Origin of the sequence: Nostoc sp. FACHB-133 (genome assembly GCF_014698055.1) — a bacterium.
Classification (GTDB): Bacteria; Cyanobacteriota; Cyanobacteriia; order Cyanobacteriales; family Nostocaceae; genus Nostoc.
Genome location: NZ_JACJSH010000042.1, coordinates 23,308 through 43,301, shown reverse-complemented (window position 1 = coordinate 43,301; position 19,994 = coordinate 23,308). Strand labels below are relative to the sequence as shown.

At 40.9% G+C, this 19,994-nt stretch carries 15 protein-coding genes and 1 tRNA gene; 9 read left to right on the top strand and 7 right to left on the bottom strand.

The annotated features are described in order from the left end of the window. Nucleotides 1–323 precede the first annotated feature (323 nt). Complete coding sequence (locus tag H6G86_RS26735; RefSeq protein ID WP_190936848.1) at nt 324–1,127, bottom strand: Npun_F0296 family exosortase-dependent surface protein; 804 nt, start codon at nt 1,125–1,127, stop codon at nt 324–326. Between the two features lie 705 nt (nt 1,128–1,832). Between H6G86_RS26735 and H6G86_RS26730 the strand changes: the two genes are divergently transcribed. The 4 genes from H6G86_RS26730 (at nt 1,833) to H6G86_RS26715 (ending at nt 7,605) form a co-directional block, all read left to right on the top strand. Next, nucleotides 1,833–3,095, top strand: a complete 1,263-nt coding sequence (locus H6G86_RS26730; RefSeq protein ID WP_190936847.1) for an anhydro-N-acetylmuramic acid kinase — start codon at nt 1,833–1,835, stop codon at nt 3,093–3,095. Nucleotides 3,096–3,227: 132 nt separating this feature from the next. Continuing rightward, nucleotides 3,228–3,674, top strand: coding sequence for a hypothetical protein (locus H6G86_RS26725; RefSeq protein WP_114083579.1), 447 nt, complete (start codon nt 3,228–3,230; stop codon nt 3,672–3,674). A gap of 487 nt (nt 3,675–4,161) precedes the next feature. Continuing rightward, entirely contained in the window at nt 4,162–5,175 is a 1,014-nt protein-coding gene (locus H6G86_RS26720; protein WP_190936846.1) for a glycosyltransferase family 2 protein, read from the top strand. Nucleotides 5,176–6,054: 879 nt separating this feature from the next. After that, nucleotides 6,055–7,605 carry a serine/threonine-protein kinase gene (locus H6G86_RS26715; RefSeq protein WP_190936845.1) on the top strand — a complete coding sequence of 517 codons (1,551 nt, stop codon included), beginning with the start codon at nt 6,055–6,057 and terminating at the stop codon, nt 7,603–7,605. Nucleotides 7,606–8,081: 476 nt separating this feature from the next. Here H6G86_RS26715 and H6G86_RS26710 read toward each other — a convergent pair whose 3' ends face one another. The 5 genes from H6G86_RS26710 to abc-f all read right to left on the bottom strand — a co-directional run bounded on the left by H6G86_RS26710 (nt 8,082) and on the right by abc-f (nt 13,625). After that, on the bottom strand, nt 8,082–8,279 hold the full coding sequence (locus tag H6G86_RS26710; RefSeq protein WP_041565841.1) for an NblA/ycf18 family protein: 198 nt from the start codon (nt 8,277–8,279) through the stop codon (nt 8,082–8,084). Between the two features lie 671 nt (nt 8,280–8,950). Next, nucleotides 8,951–9,676 carry a Stp1/IreP family PP2C-type Ser/Thr phosphatase gene (locus H6G86_RS26705; RefSeq protein WP_114083576.1) on the bottom strand — a complete coding sequence of 242 codons (726 nt, stop codon included), beginning with the start codon at nt 9,674–9,676 and terminating at the stop codon, nt 8,951–8,953. Nucleotides 9,677–9,694: 18 nt separating this feature from the next. Further along, nucleotides 9,695–11,380, bottom strand: a complete 1,686-nt coding sequence (locus tag H6G86_RS26700) for an ABC1 kinase family protein (RefSeq protein WP_114083575.1) — start codon at nt 11,378–11,380, stop codon at nt 9,695–9,697. A 145-nt stretch (nt 11,381–11,525) separates the two neighbouring features. Further along, entirely contained in the window at nt 11,526–11,852 is a 327-nt protein-coding gene (locus H6G86_RS26695) for a DUF6825 family protein (protein WP_190936844.1), read from the bottom strand. Between the two features lie 138 nt (nt 11,853–11,990). Beyond that, the gene (gene abc-f, locus H6G86_RS26690; protein ID WP_190936843.1) at nt 11,991–13,625 is read right to left on the bottom strand and encodes a ribosomal protection-like ABC-F family protein; all 1,635 of its coding nucleotides are present in this window, start codon (nt 13,623–13,625) and stop codon (nt 11,991–11,993) included. Nucleotides 13,626–14,162: 537 nt separating this feature from the next. Between abc-f and H6G86_RS26685 the strand changes: the two genes are divergently transcribed. Further along, nucleotides 14,163–14,885 (top strand): Uma2 family endonuclease, encoded by a 723-nt coding sequence (locus tag H6G86_RS26685; protein WP_190936842.1) that lies wholly within the window; start codon nt 14,163–14,165, stop codon nt 14,883–14,885. 12 nt (nt 14,886–14,897) lie between these two features. On the opposite strand, the gene H6G86_RS26680 is transcribed toward H6G86_RS26685, so the two are convergent. Next, nucleotides 14,898–17,612: a CBS domain-containing protein gene (locus H6G86_RS26680; RefSeq protein WP_190936841.1), complete on the bottom strand. Its 2,715-nt coding sequence runs from the start codon at nt 17,610–17,612 to the stop codon at nt 14,898–14,900. A gap of 150 nt (nt 17,613–17,762) precedes the next feature. Here H6G86_RS26680 and psbZ point away from each other — a divergent pair, with 150 nt between their 5' ends. From psbZ to H6G86_RS26660, 4 genes are all read left to right on the top strand, one after another. Further along, nucleotides 17,763–17,951 carry a photosystem II reaction center protein PsbZ gene (psbZ, locus tag H6G86_RS26675; protein WP_012407095.1) on the top strand — a complete coding sequence of 63 codons (189 nt, stop codon included), beginning with the start codon at nt 17,763–17,765 and terminating at the stop codon, nt 17,949–17,951. A 188-nt stretch (nt 17,952–18,139) separates the two neighbouring features. Beyond that, nucleotides 18,140–18,718 (top strand): 6,7-dimethyl-8-ribityllumazine synthase, encoded by a 579-nt coding sequence (ribH, locus tag H6G86_RS26670; RefSeq protein WP_094346524.1) that lies wholly within the window; start codon nt 18,140–18,142, stop codon nt 18,716–18,718. Nucleotides 18,719–18,847: 129 nt separating this feature from the next. Beyond that, nucleotides 18,848–18,919 (top strand) — tRNA-Gly (locus H6G86_RS26665). Between the two features lie 664 nt (nt 18,920–19,583). Continuing rightward, the gene (locus tag H6G86_RS26660) at nt 19,584–19,991 is read left to right on the top strand and encodes a hypothetical protein (protein ID WP_041565838.1); all 408 of its coding nucleotides are present in this window, start codon (nt 19,584–19,586) and stop codon (nt 19,989–19,991) included. Nucleotides 19,992–19,994: the final 3 nt, after the last annotated feature.

The window sequence follows — 19,994 nt, the reverse complement described above, 5'->3', positions numbered from 1 at the left end:
GGTTACCCATAAAATAAATAACAAAACAATTAGGGTGATTTTACCTAAGTAAGCTCACCCTAACTTGTGTTTAATGTTGAGTTTTTGCTGGAACTTCTGAAATACTGCCTATGGCACGCTACGCGAAGTGGAGCATGGGAGTAAGGCATAGAGAAAATCAGGCAAATCTTACTGAGCTAGAATTGGTGTCTTTAATAGAATTGCTTTAAAGCAGTGCTATTAAAGTGGCGATCGCTTGAGAGTGATATTCTCTTAATTATCATCAGAAGTGCAGAAGATACTTAACGTAAGCTAAAAATTATCTTGTTTGCAAGCCACTAGACTTATGATAATTGCAAAACTGACTTTTTCTTGACTTGACGAATCATAACTGAAGCAGCACCCACAAAACCAATCGCAAAAACTCCTAATAAAGAAGAAGACTCAGGCACTGCTTGAGTAACAATATTACCAGTGATACTCTTGTAGCTACTGGCGACTGTGTGATTATCTGATTCAAAACCAGTTCCGCCAATATTGGTGAATTGAACTTGATCAAAAGTTCCGCCAACATCGTAGAAGTTGATGAATGCAAAGGGTTCTCCCTTATCCTGATTTAGGAATGCCGAATTAGGATTACCGTAGTAGCTGTCTTTATTTGGTAGTTTTGCTATGTAGTTAACCACGTCAGAGGTGGTCATAGTATAGACAACCTGACCTTGTGAAAGAAATGTAAGTACGTTGCTAGCATCTCCAGCAGACCACCAAAGCCCAAAGTAACTTTGTGGGGTTGTCAAATTGAGGGTAGAAACTTTTTGACCATTACCCGATCTATTCGTGTCTACATCAAAATACTTGCCTGTTCCATCAGCACCACCATATTGCTCTGCATTCATGACCAGAGTATTCTGATAGCTGCCAATATTTGTTGCTCCATTATTCCATTGAAATCCTGTTGCACTGTAACCTTGTGTTTGTGCATCAAAAGTTTGTACATTAGCATTAACAAGATTTGATAATTGTGCATTTTGTACGCCTGCGTTTTCTATTGATACCGCAAAAGACGCAGCCATTACAGGACGGCTAACAGTAGCTAAGGACAAAACAACACCAGAAGCGATGGCAGACTTGATTAAAAGATTTTTCATTTGACAATCCTTTTTCGTTTTTTAATCTTTTGTGTTCATAGCCTCATTGTGCGATGTACTTCTAGATTCCAACATCAGAGGTATTACTACTTTTTTGATTTGACTATAACCAGATAGAAATGCAGGTTATTGAATTTTATTTAGAGGAGAATCACTGATGTTATGTTGTACGATGTCTATAGCTTTATGTAGAAATTGCGAAGTTATCAGTGGACAATTGTAAACAAGCTTTATTTATAAAAAGTGCTATTTTTTTATTCGCACACAGTTTATATTTTTAAAGTTCGAAATCAAGATTAGATGAGGCATTCTGCTATACCAAACACATGAAAATCCATGCTTATCCATTGGCTCAATAGTTTTTCCACATCAAGCTCAAGATTAACTTGCTTCTTTATTCTTTCAAGTAATTAAATAACCTGCATTTTGCTGTGTGATTAACTTCATAATCTTTTTATGAGAACCAATTGCATCATTTTTCACAATACATCCAGATAAGTCTCATACATTTCATAACTCTGGAATTGCTGTAATTTCAAAATTATTCTTTTGACTTCAAGGGAATATGACGTTATTCTGTCGACTGCCTCTCACCCTTTCCCTCAAAATTCATCTTTTTCCAATCAACTATGCCACCTTACTTTTTTTGACATGGGTAGTAGCATGAATTAAACTACCTCTTGCAATCCAAAAAAATCTTGAATAATGCATCCGACTGAAAAAGCTGCTGTCTCTACTCGCGTTATCGGTTTAATTAGTGGCACATCCGTAGATGGCATAGACGCTGTGTTGGTTGAGATTTCCGGTACAGAATTGGATCTTAAAGTTGAGTTACTAGCCGGTAAAACATATCCTTATCCATCTGAACTCAGAGAGAAAATACTAGCGGTTGGTGCAGGCGTTGCCATCTCAATGGCAGAATTGGCAGAAATAGATGATGCGATCGCCCAAGTCTTTGCCCAAGCCGCCCAAAATATTCAAATTGGTCATCAGCTAGCTACTCTCATTGGCTCTCACGGTCAGACGGTTTATCATCGACCACCCAAAGAAGGAGCAGGGGGAGCAGGGGAGCAGAGGAGCAGGGGGAGAGAAATGCTCACTCCTCACGGGCTAAACGCCCCGCTACCGCTAACAGCACTTAGCACTCCTTTGGGTTATAGTCTCCAACTAGGGCGGGGTGAATTGATTGCCTATCTTACGGGCATTACAACTGTGAGCAACTTCCGCGTTGCTGATATCGCTATTGGTGGTCATGGTGCGCCTCTCGTGCCCAGAGTAGATGCTTATTTGCTCAGTCATCCTGAAGAAGGGCGTTGTATTCAAAACATTGGTGGCATTGGTAATGTAGCTTATATTCCGCCTCGGCATGGTGACTGGCTCTCAAAAATTCGCGCTTGGGATACTGGCCCAGGAAATAGTCTGTTGGATCTGGCGGTAGAGCATTTAAGCGCTGGTGCTAAAACTTACGATGAAAATGGCAATTGGGCAGCAAGTGGTACTCCTTGCCATCCTTTGGTAGAACAATGGCTCAACCAAGATTACTTTCATTTACCACCGCCCAAATCTACTGGTCGGGAGTTATTTGGTGTGACTTATCTACATCAGTGTTTAAAAGATGCCCAAGAATACCAACTCAATGCTGCTGATATACTGGCAACTCTGACGGAACTGACAGCTGCTTCGATTGTTCATAGTTACCGCACTTTTTTGCCAGAAATGCCACAACGAGTACTATTATGTGGTGGTGGTAGCCGCAATCTCTATTTGAAACGTCGATTAGAGTTATTGTTGGCATCAATCCCAGTATTGGCTACAGATGAAGTTGGGTTAAATGCAGATTTTAAAGAAGCGATCGCTTTTGCAGTTTTAGCCTACTGGCGGCATTTGGGCATTCCTGGCAATCTACCTACTGCTACTGGGGCACCTCAAGAAGTGCTTTTGGGAGAAATTCACCAAAGTCAGTCCTGAGTTCTAAAACAGAAACAATAAAAAATTTTTTCATTATTCACTCAGGACGAACTAAACGCCCCGCTATTCATGTACAGCACTGCTATAACTGTAATCTTGGCGGTACTCGATCAAGACAGGGAATATATTAAGGTGGCTCATACTTTTTTATTGGAACCAGGACGCTGGGCAATGCAAGGAAATTGGCTGGAACGAAATGGTATGCCAATCAGCGTCAAGGGTATGACCTTGGTAGCTTGGAATCGAGATAACTGGTTCACTATGGCTACAAAGCTGATATTTCCTGGTAGCGATCGCTCAGAAATCTCTCTACAATACAAAGGACGATTGCATGAGGGAGAGCGTCAGTATACTTTTTTACTACAACATAATATTTTGGGGCAAGTTGAAGGTGAAGGCTGGATTGGTCTAGATACTATTGTGCAGCGTTACTGGGTACTAGGCGATCGTCAGCGTCGTAGTGGCTTTGAAACCCTACATCGGATTTCCGAAGATAGATATTACCTAAGTAGTGGTATCTTGGCTGGTCATTTTTTAACTAACACAATGGAAGTTAGCCTAGAGCGTCAATCAACCTAAGAGCAATGTACCTCGCTGCTGTGAATCTAACCTGTAAACTGAAGCCATATTGTCTAAATAACTCTCCCAACGTACTGGTTTGGCAATGTTCAAGTTTATTTTCACTAACTTGCTCAAAACCACACATAATATCAACAAAACTAATTTATTCTCAATAAAGTTTAAAAATCTCATTAAGACTTATTTATTGATAAAAATTTAAGCGATATCGATAGCGAGTATTCGCTCTGCTGCCAAGAAGCAAGCTACGCACAGTGTCTCGTAGAGAGTGTCATAGCCCGTCCTAGACATCGCTTTGATCTTGCAAACTAAACCAAACGAAAAATAAGCATTTTTTCGTTGGTTTTTAATGTTGGTTGCGATCAAGAGTAATTTTAGATGCGTTTGCCCTGCCGACTACTTAGTTGTATAGTAAAGAGGAAGTTATCAAAATTATCTTCATAATCTTAGGACTATTAATTAACTGTGTAATCAGGAGTTCAGTTTTATGAATCCTAAAGTATCCGTCATTATTCCTGCTTACAATACTGAAGCTTATATTGCGAAGGCGATACAGTCAGCCTTAGAGCAAACGCTCAATGATATTGAAGTCATCATAGTCGATGATGGTTCAAGTGATAAAACTGTAGAAGTCGCTAAAAGTTTTACTGACCAACGCCTCAAAGTAATAGTCAATCAACAAAACCTTGGAGTTTCTGCTGCGCGTAATCGTGCCATCAAAGCAGCTCAAGGAGAATGGGTTGCTGTTCTTGATTCAGATGACTGGTATGCTCCTGAAAGATTAGAAAAACTTCTGTTGCTGGCAGCGAAAACAAATGCAGATATAATTGCTGACGATCTATATTTAATCCACGATGGTGCAACATCTCCTTGGAGTACATTTATTCAAGAAAATGGAGAGTATCTAGATGAAGCTCTCCAAATTGATCTCATTTCTTTTGTAGAAAGTGGTGTCTATGGAGAACCAGTGTTGCCTTTTGGTTTAAGCAAGCCTATATTCAAACGAGAATTTTTGGTTAAGCACGGCATTCTGTACGATGAAAGTGTGAGCATAGCTGAAGATTTTTGGTTTGATGTGGAATGCCTAATCAATGGTGCCCGCTTTTTTATTGTGCCAGAACCCTATTATTTCTACCGCTCACGCCCTATTTCTCTTGTACGTCAAAGTATATTATCACGTCTAAATCAATGCTACATAGCTACTAATTCTTTCATGCAACAAGAAAGAGTGAAAAACAATCCAGTTTTAATGCTTGCTCTATCTTATAATCTTGCATCCTATAAAAAGCATCTAGCTTACTATCAAGTTGTAGTGCCTATAAAGCAAAGAAGATGGTTAACAGCATTAAGAGAAATCATGAAAAATCCGCACTTCTTTTCTGTTTTTATTTCTCAGTTGAACAATATTATTAAACGTCGAATACAATACTATGTAATGGGTAATAAATCAGTTTTTGATATGTCTTATAACCTACAGAAAAAACGAACAATAGCGAATTGATATTATCTCAATTTCATGCGTAAATAATACATCTTCACCTAGTTATAATAAGTCTGAAAGTTAAAAACTTGGTCAAGCAATAAGTATCTGTTGTTATTCCTACTGAACAAAACAAAGACAGAAGACAGTTCTGCTGGAAGTAGAATGAAACTGTTAATCAAGTAAAACTTTAGTTGTGAGTCATTGACCACTAAAATCACAGTTACAAATTCTAGCAAACTAGAGAACTTTTTATGTATGAGACACAAGGGCTTGGAGCTGATAAAAGCTAGACAGGAAGCCCTCATCTCTTTTTCTGATGCTTTATTGATATTCAAAACCCTGACTCATCACTCAGTTATCATAACTCTGTAGTGAGTGTGGTAGTTCCCAATTAAGATTTTTGGCAGATACTAGAGTTATCTATTGACTCAAAATTGGGCAAACTAAAACTACAACATAATTAAAGTGCAAAATGATATGAAGCGTCATTATCTACTCTTTCTGCTTGTTTGCTCTGGCATATTGCACCAGTTGTAATTACCATCTCTGTTGCGAACTACCACAGGATGGCTGCAATCTTCTAAAAGAGGGCTAGAAAAAGCTAGTATAGCACTGCGTAAATGTACTTACTATCTTAATTAAACAAGACTTGGGGCAAAATCCTCTTCTTAAAGGTAGGCAAATTTCCACCTCAGTGTACTAGCACAGAACTGTATAGATAGAGCAACGACTGGAAATCATCCAACAGCCTATCCTATAAGCTTTTTTTTTTGACTTCTATTTCTGCCTTATGGTACGAATCTAGCAAGTCATTTCTGGGCGCGATAATTCAGATATCAGTTTGAATGCACTTTTTCTCCTAAACACTTACAACCTGCTTTTGGATTCAAATTCTCTATGTCAGACCCCAACATTGGTCGCTTACTCAGCAAACGCTACCAACTCCAGGAGTTAATCGGTACTGGAGCAATGGGTCGAGTTTATCGTGCTAAAGATACTTTGTTGGGAGGTGTACCTGTCGCGGTTAAGTTTCTCGCTCTATCAATTCAAAATGAAAAGATGCGACTGCAAGACCGCTTTGAGCGAGAAGCAAAAACCTGTGCTTTACTAGGTCAAAAAAGTATCCACATTGTCCGAGTTATGGACTATGGCGTAGATGAGAATAACACCCCGTTCTACGTCATGGAATATCTACAAGGACAAAGCCTAAACAATATTATTCGTAAGCAACGACTGCCTTTACCAAGATTTCTGAGTATGGCGCGTCAACTAAGTCTGGGGTTACAGTGCGCTCATGATGGCATCCCAGTTGAGGGCACAATTTGCCCAATTATCCATCGGGATGTCAAGCCAAGCAATATGCTAGTGATTCAAGATCCCAGTTTTGGAGAATTGGTCAAGGTTCTAGATTTTGGTATTGCTAAGTTATTACAGTCGGATGGCGACCATACAAAATTCTATTTGGGGACATTGGCTTATTCTTCTCCCGAACAGATGGAGGGTAAGGAATTAGACAACCGTGCTGATATTTATAGTTTGGGTGTAATGATGTTTGAGATGCTCACAGGCAAAATGCCACTAGTGGCACAAACTCATTCTTTTGGAGCATGGTATAAAACACATCACTATCAAAAACCACGTTCTTTTGCCGAGGTTGCACCTGGGTTAGAACTACCAAAAGAAATCGAAAATTTGGTGATGAGTTGTCTCGCTAAGGTAGCACGCGATCGCCCCCAAAGTATCACCGAAATCCTGAGAGTTCTAGCATCTCTAGAAAAACCTGAGCATACACGCAAAGTTAAGCAAGATAGCTATGCCCTAATTCCTACTACGGCCAGTCCTGAGCTTGAACAAAAGACCAAAGCCGATTTGCGGGCATCCTTGTCTAACGATGAAATCGCTCGTGCTATTTCCTGGCCCCAAAATAAACCAATTGCCGATATTGTGTTTCCTCAGTCCATTCAAAGCAATGGGGAGGTTTTACCAGCGCTATGGGTGATGCTACCGCAAGAAGAAATTCAGAAGCGCTTACTCTGTACCCGCTATAACCAATTTCTTTTCATCTCTATTCCCCATCCCATGTTGCTATGGATTACTGTCATCTACAACCGCAAGCATGGTGCCAAATGGTTGCCCTACTACCTTGATCTAAAAACCAGTCTTGGTCAAGAAATTACTCGGTTATTACAGCACACAGGTTACTACCGCCTGTTGTTCTTTGCACGAGAAACACCAAATCGCTGTACACACATCTTACCTTCCAGCGTCGCTTCTGCCCAGCGTCAACGACTGCAAGAGTGGGTCGCAATGAGCAACACATTGATGTCTTCTGCCGACCCACAAATGAGTAAAAGCTTGCTCAAAAGCGAGTACGAAAAAATTAAGCCTCAAATTCTGGCAAAACTGGAAAGCATTGATACAGATTCTCCATACGATCTTTCCAGCTAGGAATAATTTCTTAATATTACATGTAATATATGTAGCTCTTAGCTACAAACCCAAAGAATGTAAACTTTTATAAACAAAATATATATAAAGATGTAAGTTCTAGTTATATGTATAAAGAGTGAAAACGCGATCTGCAAAATCAAGGATGTCTAGATTATCTCTGAGTATTCTTGTGTACATATTTCAGAGAGTTGTAAATATTACGCAGGTGTAATTCTCTGACCAGACAAAAGAGACAGTAAAAAAGTTTTTCTCAAGTGAACGGTAAGTTTAGCCTGCAAAGCTAAAGTTATGTCCAGACTCCAGCAGATGTGCAGTCGAAAGTTTTACTAGTTGTTAGTTAATTTATTGAATTGAATTCTTCCGCCGCTCTTTTGGAATTGTTTATCGAAGTTGACGCCCCGACATCCCCAGCTCTTTTCCTCCTTGGAACCAAGCAAGAGAAGGAGGTCGTCCACTGCGACAGTAGAACGACTCTATGCCATAGTGGAACCGGAATCTAAGCCCCACTGGTGCTTAAGAAGCTCCTGATAAGTTGCCTCGCGCACTACCATTTGCTCATAGAGCTTTACTAAAAAGTCTTTAGCTTGGTCGTGGCTCATATTCTGTACTTGAGTGGCAAATGAGCAGATGCTGAATTGCTGTTCCAAGGATAGTTTCATTGGTTGGTTCATATTTAACTCCGTAAAAAAACGCGTAAAGGTGATATCGCTTACAGAAGTCCAAATGGGATAATAATTGGACTTGTATGTGTCCAACATTTGTTCCTCCGTATTAAGAAAGATAACAATTGTTTGACACGTTGCCCACATCCTAAGTGTGGATTTTTTTTGATATGATATCTTGCACCTAATCCTGCTGATATACTACCCAAGTCAGCCGAGCCGTATTCCGGAAAATAAGCTCTGTTTGAACGAAGTGTAGATATAACTACCTCTCAACCATTTCTGCTTTGCACTGATCTCTTTTGAGGAGATAAGCAGATTTTGTCCCGAGTCCTATACGTTTTCCTATTTGAGAAAAACATAAGATACTCTATCTCCGCAAATAAATATGGAGGAAGCTTCGAAAGCTAGGACTTTCAGGAGGTTGGGAAATGAATGGTAATAAGCGTGAATTATAGTCGCTCTACCTTATTATGTGCAAGATGTCAATTTATCAATTTGATGCAAATTCAGCCTCATTAGGTGACTTTGGAGGCTAAAAATATTTGTATCAAATTGTAAAAACTAAAAATGCTCGCACTGAACAAATTGCTGAGTATATCTACCAGAATTGTCATTTGTCATTTGTCAGTTGTCCTTTGTTTAAGGTTACTAAGCATCGACTAATGACCAATGACTATTTATTCTAGTGAGACGATGACAACTGTGATGTTATCGTGCCCTCCATGCTCCTTAGCAGCCTCAATTAGAGAGATGGCAGCCTTATCAAGCCAAGGAGCATCTAAGAGACAGCTAGCAATCTTCTGTTCTACAAGTTCTTCTGTAAGACCATCACTACATAAAAGCAAGCGATCGCCAGCTTTGACATCTAGTGGTTGCACATCAATCTGATGCAAGTCTTCACGCCCCAAACAGCGCGATAATACATGACGAAAAGGATGCGATCGCGCTTCATCTAAGGTTATGTCACCGATTTTGATTGCTCGTGCAACCCAAGTGTGGTCTTCTGTTACCTGCTCTAAGTGCGATTCTCGGAAGCGATACAGCCGCGAATCGCCAACATGAGCGCACCAGGGCGATTCTGGGGCGCGAAAAATTACTGCTACAACTGTTGTGCCCATATCGGCGCGTTCGGGATGATTTTGCTGATCTTGCAAAATCGCTTCATTGGCACCCCACAAAGCTTGCTCTAGCAATTCTTGAGAAGATTTAGAAGATTCCCAATTTGCCAGCAAATATGCCTGAATTTCTGCCGTGGCTATACGACTTGCTTCTTCACCTCCAGCATGGCCACCCATTCCATCGGCAACAACAAAAAACCGCCCTTCTGGGTCGACATAGTAAGCATCCTGATTATTAGAACGAATAAGTCCCGGATCGCTAAAACCCGTGAAATTAAGTTTCATAATTTTTTTTTGCAACAATTAATACATACGATCGTAACGGTCAAGGCGCAAAAGTAGTCGGATCAAGATCACTGAAATCACTAGTGCAATTAAGCCAGGCAGCAGTGCCCACCAGACATGATTGCTAACCACTAAGATCGTAGCTGAAAGTGTGAAACCACTGATTAACAGAGCATAGCTCATTGAGAGCTGAATACTGCTCTGCCTCCGCAATAGCCGTTCAGTTTCTATAGACCGAACGCGGAGGCGCATATCTCCGCGTTCTAGCTTTTCTAGCGTATCCTCTAATCTACGTGGTAGACCAAAAGCAGTACTACTTACCTGAGCTGCTTGACGACTTAATTCATTAATAAAGGTATTCCCCTCAGAACCATTCATATCGGTCATAAGCTGCATTGCATAAGGTTTGGCAACTTCCATAAAGTTAAACTCTGGATCTAAACCTTTACCTACTCCTTCTAGGGTAGAAAAGGCTCGCATCACAAAAGTGAAGGTTGCTGGAAATCTAAATGGCTGATTATAAGCTATTTCATAAAGGTCGTCACTGATTGCCGCCACAGACTGATTTTCAAAGGGCTTATCCATGAAATGATCCAGCATGTACTGGACGGAACGCCGCACTGGGCCCATATCATCTGTTGGGGCGATCGCACCTAAATCGATCAGAGACTGCACAACGCGATCGCCATCTTTTTGGGCAATGCCAAACAGTGTTTGCATCAGTCCCTCGCGCACGTTGGATTTAATCCGCCCCATCATGCCGAAATCGTAGAATATTAAAGCCCCACTTGCACTAATGGCAATATTGCCTGGGTGAGGATCGGCGTGAAAAAAACCACTATTGAGTAACTGTAGTAAGTAAGCTTGAGCGCCTTGACGAGCGATCGCCTTTCGATCCAAACCGGCTGCTTCTAAAGCTTCGTATTGGCTAATTTTAATTCCAGGGAGATATTCTAAAGTCAGCACTCTGGAACTGGCATAACGCCAATATACTCTTGGGACGTTCACCCAATCGTAGCCGCGAAAATTCCGGCGAAAAGTATCGGCGTTACGACCTTCGTTAAGATAATCAATTTCTTCCCAAAGAATGCGACAACATTCTTCATAAATACCTAACCAATCTCTTCCACGTCCCCATTTGGGATGGTTTTGAAAGTAGCGGGTAATTCCCTTGAGAATTTGTAAATCTATTTCAAATAACTTCTTTAATCCAGGACGTTGCACCTTAACAACAACCGATTCTCCACTATGCAGCACAGCTTTGTGTACTTGTCCCAAACTAGCAGCAGCTAAGGGAATTGGTTCAAAATTATCGAAGAGTTCAGGAATTTTTTTGCCTAATTCTTTCTCAATGGTCGCTTCTACTTGCTCATAGCTAAATGCTGGTACTTTGTCTTGTAATTTGGCTAGTTCTTCTACATATTCACCAGGGAAGATATCAGCACGGGTGGAAAACAGTTGCCCAACTTTGATGAAGGTTGGGCCTAAATCCAGCAGGGTATTGCGAATCCAGACCGCTTGGGTTTTGCGTCTTGCAGTTTGCTTTACCTCAGTCACGCCACCCGGATAACTCCAAGATTTGTTGTATAGCCAAAGTTTGAACAATAAGGTCAAGACAAAAGACCAAATGTCCACAAAACGCCGTCTGCTAGAGTATTTTTCCCGATTCCAACGGTATGCCTTATCTGAATAACCTTGTTCCATATCCTTTTGTGTACCGTTGGTTTGCAACCGAATCACTTGAAAAAGAAGACACTCTGATTCCTAAACTGTTTTTTCTTAAGTGTCATTTGTCATTTGTCATTTGTGAATAATTTTCGACCAATGACCAATGACCAATGACTAAAATTTACGCAGAAGTTCGGCGATAATGTTGCAATTCTGTGCGTAACAGGGCAATTTCTGCTCGTAATTCATCAATATCTGCTTGCAAGTCACCTGAATCAGAATTGGTTTGTCTACTACCTGTAGTAGCTTGACCAGAATTAGCTGCTTCTGCTGACCGATTTGCCCGCTCTAGGACTTCTTCTGTAAACTGGCGTAACTGCTCTCTAGCTTCTGCATCAAATTTGCCCAGATCACTCAAAGCATCGGTCAAGGCGACCTCTAAACGCTCATTAACTACTTCGGCTACTGCTCTGCCTACGAAAAAGGCTTGTACTAGTGGGTTACTCATAAATTTTTGTTACGTTGATCCGCAAGAGAATTATAACTTGCCTGTATGCTTTACGGCTTCTGCTGGGGAGTTAGAGATTTAAAGTTAGCAATATGCCAATTCAATCATTCGCGGAGTTTACAGACATACAAGCGACAGCTACACCGGTCTGGAATAACATATATCATGACATTTCAGTAACTCTTGATAATATTGTTCTGGTGTATTGGGTAAATAGGTTGTAATTTGCAAGGCTTGCTCTCTCAAGTTGAAACTTTGAGTAATGTTAATCTGACTGAGAAAATCTAAATCATGGGAAATGACCCAAATAGCTCCTTGATAGTCATTGATACCTACTACCATTTGTTCAACGGTTTCAATATCTAGGTTATTAGTTGGCTCATCGAGAATCAGCAGATCGATTTCTGAGATACTGATCATAGCCATCGCTAATCTTGCCAATTCACCTCCACTCAGCACAGAGGCGCTTTTGTGAACATCATCATATTTAAAGAGAAAGTGTCCCAACTGTTGACGCAAAAGCTGATAGCTAAGATTAGCATTGGCAGCTTGCATATTTTCCAGAATTGTGTATTGACGATTTATAAGTTCGTAGCTTTGATCGAGATATACAGCTTTCATCGCTGGTGCAAGCAAAACCTCACCTGAGTCCAAAACTACTGTTTGGTTTTCCATTCCTAAAATAGCCTTTACCAGACTCGATTTACCAGAACCGTTTGCGCCGATAATGGCTATGCGATCGCCAGAGGACACGTGCAGTTGAATATTTTGAATCAATAGACGTTCTGATACCCTAAGATTTGCACCCTGGATATTAATGAGATTTCGGCGCTTTTGATTTTTTTCCTCTAGCTGAATACTTGTGACTTTTGTAGTTTTGACTTTTGTCTCTGCAACCTTTTGATTAGCCTTGGCTACTGCTGCTTCGTGTTTCTTTTTTGCAGTTCCAGTAGACACCTCAGCTTTGGTTTTAATGAGTCCTGCTGCCATTCTATCAATACTGCCATTGAGAAACTTGGCGCGACCGTTATGTTTAGATTGGGCTGCGCGTTGCTGTTCTTGCATCGCTGTGGTTTGGGTAAGTTTTAGTTCCTTTCTGGCGATTTCGTGCGATCGCAATGCTGCCTCTAACTCGATTTCTTTCTGTTCTCGATATTGAGAAAAATTTCCTCCATATACTTTCAAAGCATCAGGTGTAAGTTCCCAAGTAACATCTGTAACTTGGTCTAAGAAAAAAGGTTTATGTGAGACAATTACAAACGCACCAGTGAAATTTTGCAGAAATTGTCTTAAGTTTTCTAAAGCTTGCAAATCCATGTGGTTAGTTGGCTCATCTAGCAACAGCAAATTGGGCTGTTGAGATAATCCGATTGCCAAAAATATTTTTGTCAGTTCTCCACCACTCAAGTTAGTAATTGGGAGATAAAGATTAATATTTGTATCGAATTGTGTTTGTAAAATCTCCTCAATTTTCCACCATTCATCAGAGACGGAAATCAAAAAATCAAGTACTGTATCTGCTGTAATCTCTTGTCTGATAGTGCTGATTTGTGGCAAATAGTAGACAACACCATTACGCCAAACAGAACCTGTGCTGGAGCCAATTTGACCTGCAAGTATCTTTAATAGAGTTGATTTTCCTATACCATTGCGACCGACTAAAGCAATGCGATCGCCCGCCTCAATACTCACCTGGATTTTTTGAAACAAAGTTCTATCTAAGCTGAGTTCGTAGGCTAAATTCTCAGCTAATAATATTGATTTTTTCTGCATTATTTCCAAACCTCAATTCGCAAACTTCCGCCCGTATGTTTACAGAAATTACGGGTATATTAGACAGAAAAAACTTAGCCGCAGACACTTGCCAAGCGGTTAGATGTAAATATGAATGATGACAATATTGTTAGTACATGACTTTGTGAAGTAACCCTGTCAAACTAGTTGCGTTTATTCTTTGTTGACATTAGTTGCTTTGGCGCAACAGGTGTTTGGTACTACTTCATTTCAGCTATCTCGTTGGACTTGTGATGAGATTTGATATTGACTACAGTGTAGCATAAAGCTATTTCGGAAGGCGAGGAGGCGATCGCTCGTTCTCAGTGGGAAATAAAGATTTTTAACCGCAGAGGCGCAGAGAACGCAGAGGTAAGATATTCAGGATAGGTTTTTTTTATGAAATTGGTTCTGAGATGATAGAGCCTGAATTGGCCGATTTACCTGTACCCTCAAAAGAGGCGATTAGCTACGCGCGATCGCTAACTACGAGACTGTTAAAATAAATCCATAACTACTTGATGCCGTATCCATTCTATGACCATAGCTCAAGAATTAGATTCTCAACAAGGCATCTGCCAAGATGTTATATTTCCCCCTGGTGATTTATATAGTGATGAGCCTCCCTTGGAAAGCGAACTTCATTTACGACAAATAATCCTACTATTAACATGTCTGGAATGGTTGTGGCGAGATAGAAATGATTTCTATGCGGCGGGAAATCTAACTATTTACTACAGTCCGCGCCAACGCAAATCAGAATACTTCCGGGGGCCAGACTTTTTTGTTGTGCTGGGAACTGAACGTAAAACCCGTAAAAGTTGGGTAGTGTGGGAAGAAGATGGCAAATACCCGAATGTAATTCTAGAAATTTTATCTGACTCAACAGCAAATACTGACAAAGATTTAAAGAAAAAAATTTATCAAGATACTTTCCGCACACCTGATTATTTTTGGTTTGATCCTTACACACAAGAATTTGCGGGATTTCATTTAGTAGATGGAGAATATCAACCTCTACAACCAAGTGAAGAAGGATATTTGTGGAGTCATCAGCTAGGGTTATATTTGGGAGTTTATGAAGGTTTATTACGGTTTTTTACACGAGATGGGCAACTAGTACCAACACCGGAAGAAACGGCAGAACAAGCTGAACAAAAAGCAGAACAGTCACAACAACAAGCAGAACAAGCCGAACAAAAGGCTGAACGTTTAGCAGCAAAACTACGGGAGTTAAATATAGATCCAGATATAATTTAGACCACAGCTATTTCATTTAGGATAGTGTTGCGCTAAAAAGTCTTCAGCTTCAGTCTTATATTTAATTACTCCATCTAAGGTAGCAGCAAGTATATCATCTAATATTTGTCGATACACTGGCCCTGGTTTGTAACCAAGTTTCTTTAAATCATTGCCATTCAACAGTGGCTGCACATTCGCCCAAACTGTTAAATATTCCCAAATTTGATGTCTAATCTCTTGCGGACTTTGCAAAGCAATTAAAATCAGCATTGGTAAATCATATTGTCGCAACAACTGCACTACTTGACTGGGGTGTTGCAAAGTGGGTAAACATTCCATCACTTGACTAAAGTTTTGAACTAAGTTTTTTAACCTAACAATGCTATCGTCTTGTAGTTGCAAATTTTGTGCTACTTTCACCCGATATTCAGGTGCTAGGTGGGCGATTAATGCTTCTAGACGCATTTGCCAGTGAATGAGAGTTTGTTCAGCATCAAATCGCCGCAAACAGCGTTCTAATAAACGTAATTGTCGCAAGAGTAAAGCATCTAGTTTGAGGGTAGGATGAATACATTGCAACGCTCCTAAGTTATCGAGTAACTGCAAAGCTGATTTCCAGTAGGGGGCTTCTAGGATGTGTTTTAATTCTGTTTTGAGTCTAGTTTGTAGGGCTGGAGTTTTGGTATTCTCTTGGGAAGTGCGATCGTAAACACCACTGTTGATGGCATAGCGAATAAACTCTTCAGTCTGTGGTTCAATTTCAAATCCGAAACGCACGGCAAAGCGCACGCCGCGATAAATGCGGGTGGGATCTTCGATAAAGCTGTTAGGGTGTAAAACCCGAATTTGTTTAGCTTGTAAATCGAGTAAACCGCCAAAGAAATCGAGTAATTCACCAGAGCGGGGAGAGGTGAGCCGCAAAGCGATCGCATTAATGGTAAAATCTCGACGATACAAGTCTTGACGAATCGAACTCGCCTCAACCTCTGGATTCGCTGCCGGGTAAGGATAAAACTCTGTTCTAGCCGTGGCAATATCTACCCAAAGAGAATCTAATTCTGGGTCTTTGTGCCACAACAAAGCAGCAGTTTGAAAAGCCCCGTGGATTTCTAAACGAGCCGCAGGGTAAAGTTGTTGGAGTGCTTTTGCTAGTTCCACACCAGCGCCAACATCTGCTGATTTGTGAAAGCCATCAACTACTAGGTCAATATCTTTAATCATCAAAGTGTCTGATGTTGCTTCCGCTAACAGCAAATCCCGCACAGCACCCCCAACGAGATAAAGATGCCAACCCCGTTTTTCGGCTTCTTGCGATGCTGTGGTGAGTAGTTGCCATAATTGAGGAGCAAGGCGATTTTGCAACTCAGTGCTAAGAGGAATTTTGAATTTTGAATTTTGAATTTTGAATTTTTCCTCTCCACCTTCTCCATCTTCATCCCTTTCTTGATGTAATTCCCGCAAGACATCAGTACGAGTGACAAGACCAACTAACTGCTCATTTTCCAATACTGGCAAGCGTCCGATATCATAAGTCACCATCAGCGCTTCAATTTGTGGCAGTGTTGTATCTGGTGTAATTGTTTTCAGATTTCTTGTCATATAGCCCTTGACTGGCGAATGACTAAATCCGTGGTGCAGGGCGATATCAAGATCCCGGCGCGAAATAATGCCTACTAGTTGCCCTTGAGTATCGACTACAGATAAACCAGAGTGTCCATAGCGCAACAAAATTCGCTGTGCCTCAGCAATTGTGGTTTCAGGTAGAATCGTGCGGACAGGAGAAGACATCAAATCCCTAGCGGTGAGGGGGTGGGGAATTTGTACTTTTAGCCCATCAAGGAGTTGTTTTAATATTGCTTGTGAATCAACTCCTCTCAGATTTAGCGATGCGGCTTGTGAATGACCGCCGCCGCCCAAGAGTTGAAATAATAGATTAAGATTTGTTTTGGGAATTTGCGATCGCCCAATTATAGTTAAGCGTGAATCATTTTCACTCAAAGGATACTCATTAGCCAACAGAATGGCATCAATTTCGGTTAATTCCACGAGTTCTGAAGCCAAACTCGATAGCCCTGGCACAAAAGAATCTGTTTTAAGAATTACCCAAGCAACAGTATATCCACGCAAGCAAAGATATTCTAAATTTTCTAGAGATTCAGTTAATAACTGTTGCAATTGCAAAGACAAGCCAGGGTCACGGTAGGTAGAAATTACCGATAAACTTGCACCTTGTTGCATCAACCAAGCCAAAGCTAAGGCATCCCGTGGTGTGGATTGGTCAAAGGTCAAGGAGCCGGTGTCAACGTGGATACCCAAAGCCATCACAGTCGCTTCAGCAGAAGTCAAGGAAATTTCCTGTTGTTGCAATTGCTCCACAATTAAAGTTGTGGCGGCTCCTACTGAAGAAATATGCGATCGCGTGGCGGGAATATTTGATTCTTGTCCTAAGTGATGGTCATAAACTATAATTTCCCCAAGATGGGGTAAATCTAACCACTCAGCAGCTTTACCCAAGCGATCGCGGTGTTGCGTATCCACCACAGTCAGAGAACGAATTTTTTCTGGATTCACCGAACGGCGTTCAATTAGCGGATATTCATCCCGATGCAATGCTAAAAAATCCCGTACAGGAGGGTGAGAACCGCCAGTCAGCACAATCTTACTTCCCGGTAAAAGGCGCGTTAACCCTACTGCTGCACCTAGTGCATCAAAATCTGCGGTTGTGTGGCAAAGAATTAAATCCATAGTTAAAAGTCATTAGTCATCGGTACTTAGACAAAGGACAAATGACTAAAATGTTGCAATTTCTGCTAGCTTAAAAATAATAAGAAAGTGTCAGTGTCGCCCTTTAGGATATTCTATCCTTAGTATTTCGCTGTATTGGGAGAAGCAAAAATGACCATAATATTCCAATTTGCCTTGATAGGTCTAGTCCTATTGTCCTTTGTCCTGGTTGTAGGCGTTCCGGTTGCTTACGCTACTCCCCAAAATTGGGTTGAATCTAAAAAACTGCTCTGGGTTGGTTCTGCCGTCTGGATTGCTTTGGTATTTTTAGTTGGTTTGTTAAACTTTTTTGTCGTGTAGACGACGGCTTTGCTCTGGCGCAGGCACATAATATAAGAACTAGAGGGGCAGAAAAGCCAAGGTCAAAGACCAAAGGAGAAAAGGAGGAATTTTTCCGATTTCCTTTTTTATTACCTTGCTTTCCTGCTCCTCTACATTTAAATAAGAAATGTATATTGGCCAGAACTATAGTTGATTAAGAGGCAGTCATGGCAGTTTTCGAGGGAACTTTTACCCAAACGGAGCCTTTGCGGTTTGCAGTGGTGATTGGTCGATTCAATGACCTTGTTACCGGAAAGCTGCTAGAGGGATGTCAAGATTGCTTGAAACGCCACGGTGTAGATCCTAACCCCCAAGGTAATCAGGTAGACTATGTTTGGGTTCCAGGAAGTTTTGAGGTACCTTTAGTAGCTCGCCAACTAGCACTTTCCCATCGTTATGATGCTGTAATTTGTCTAGGTGCAGTCATTCGTGGGCAAACACCCCATTTTGATTATGTATCCGCCGAAGTTTCTAAAGGCATCGCCGCCGCTAGCTTTCAAACTGGAGTGCCAGTAATTTTTGGCATTTTGACAGTAGATACTATGCAGCAAGCCTTAGAACGGGCAGGTATCAAAGGTAATCATGGCTGGGATTATGCTCTAAACGCCCTAGAAATGGCAAGTCTGATGCGGCAATTGCGTTCTAACCTAGCAGAGCCATATTCTCGTAATAGCCAGTCTTTGCCAGCCTCTTTTCAAAGTGCCAGCATCGGCAATTTAACGGCGGAGTCAGAAGAACTCGGCTAGGGTGTGTCATTAGTCATTTGTCCTTTGTCATTCACTAATGACCAATGACCAATGACCAATGACAAATTAATAAATAAAGGGGTTGACAATTAGAGACAAATCTGAGATATTGATATATGGCAATTGATTGCGGGTGTAGCTCAGTGGTAGAGCGTCACCTTGCCAAGGTGAATGTCGCGCGTTCGAATCGCGTCACCCGCTTCCAACTAAAACCTCTTGAAGTTAAAAATCTCAAGAGGTTTAGTATTTTTAGGGTGCATTAAAGTTTTTGGCGATTCGCGCTGTATTCCTGTGAATCGTTCTGAATTTTTATGAATTTCATAGATAGCTAGAATATAAAGTAATTTAGATATGGCGGAACTATCTATTCGTGGATAGATTTTACCCATCTAGTAAAACTTGTTCAAATTATGGGGGAATTCAAGGGTCTTAGTCTCTTAAAACAGGTTTATGTATGTCATAAATGTCAGCAGTGTGCTGACTAACATTTCACACTGAGCGTAGCCGAAGTGTTAAATACATCTAAACATCTTAAAACTTATGCACGGATAGCTAAATCGTGTCTCGACATTAAGGGATAACCGCTCCTATGCTCCCATTGAAATGTCAAATAATATCTAGCTTTGTCTAGATTTTATGTAGTAGAAGGAAATTTTAAATAAGGTTGTCAGCTTCGGGGAAATATAACAAATAAAAAACTCCGTACTGATATGAAAATTAGGATACTTAGAGTCTGCTCCATCTACTGTTTGCAATATATGTATATAAAGAGAGCAATCTATAGTAGCAGAAGCTTCTATTGCATTTACCAAAAGATTATATTGTCGTAGTTCGTGTAAAACACGCTCAAGTTACTAGAACGCTTGTGCAATCTCAAAAACCCGAAAAAATAGATTTCAATGCTGAATACCCCTGTCCCTGTCGTCGCCGGGGTCAGTTAATTCCGATTACGTTGACAGAAGCATTTGGTTGCGATCGCTGTCAGCAAATCTTTGTTGTAGAAGATAATGGTCATGTCCTAGAACAGCTTTCTACCACCTATCCCTACAAACGGGCTTGGCGTTGGATGGGAAATAGTTGGCACGTTGTCCATCCCCGCTTGGGAGAAAGCTATCTGCCTATAGCACTTGGCATTATTTTCGTGCTAGTGATTATATGGCTGCCATTAGCACTGCGATTAGCAAATGGTTCCAGCATTATTGCTTGGGCAATGGTGGCGGTGCTATTAGCTATTCTGCCAGCATTAATGGTCTGGCTTACCTACAGACGTTAACTC

What these genes read in the sequence shown, in the direction of transcription:
- H6G86_RS26735 (WP_190936848.1), bottom strand. Translation starts at nt 1,127, where the DNA reads ATGAAAAATCTTTTAATCAAGTCTGCCATCGCTTCTGGTGTTGTTTTG.
- H6G86_RS26730 (WP_190936847.1), top strand. Translation starts at nt 1,833, where the DNA reads ATGCATCCGACTGAAAAAGCTGCTGTCTCTACTCGCGTTATCGGTTTA.
- H6G86_RS26720 (WP_190936846.1), top strand. Translation starts at nt 4,162, where the DNA reads ATGAATCCTAAAGTATCCGTCATTATTCCTGCTTACAATACTGAAGCT.
- H6G86_RS26715 (WP_190936845.1), top strand. Translation starts at nt 6,055, where the DNA reads ATGTCAGACCCCAACATTGGTCGCTTACTCAGCAAACGCTACCAACTC.
- H6G86_RS26710 (WP_041565841.1), bottom strand. Translation starts at nt 8,279, where the DNA reads ATGAACCAACCAATGAAACTATCCTTGGAACAGCAATTCAGCATCTGC.
- H6G86_RS26705 (WP_114083576.1), bottom strand. Translation starts at nt 9,676, where the DNA reads ATGAAACTTAATTTCACGGGTTTTAGCGATCCGGGACTTATTCGTTCT.
- H6G86_RS26700 (WP_114083575.1), bottom strand. Translation starts at nt 11,380, where the DNA reads ATGGAACAAGGTTATTCAGATAAGGCATACCGTTGGAATCGGGAAAAA.
- H6G86_RS26695 (WP_190936844.1), bottom strand. Translation starts at nt 11,852, where the DNA reads ATGAGTAACCCACTAGTACAAGCCTTTTTCGTAGGCAGAGCAGTAGCC.
- abc-f (WP_190936843.1), bottom strand. Translation starts at nt 13,625, where the DNA reads ATGCAGAAAAAATCAATATTATTAGCTGAGAATTTAGCCTACGAACTC.
- H6G86_RS26685 (WP_190936842.1), top strand. Translation starts at nt 14,163, where the DNA reads ATGACCATAGCTCAAGAATTAGATTCTCAACAAGGCATCTGCCAAGAT.
- H6G86_RS26680 (WP_190936841.1), bottom strand. Translation starts at nt 17,612, where the DNA reads ATGGATTTAATTCTTTGCCACACAACCGCAGATTTTGATGCACTAGGT.
- psbZ (WP_012407095.1), top strand. Translation starts at nt 17,763, where the DNA reads ATGACCATAATATTCCAATTTGCCTTGATAGGTCTAGTCCTATTGTCC.
- ribH (WP_094346524.1), top strand. Translation starts at nt 18,140, where the DNA reads ATGGCAGTTTTCGAGGGAACTTTTACCCAAACGGAGCCTTTGCGGTTT.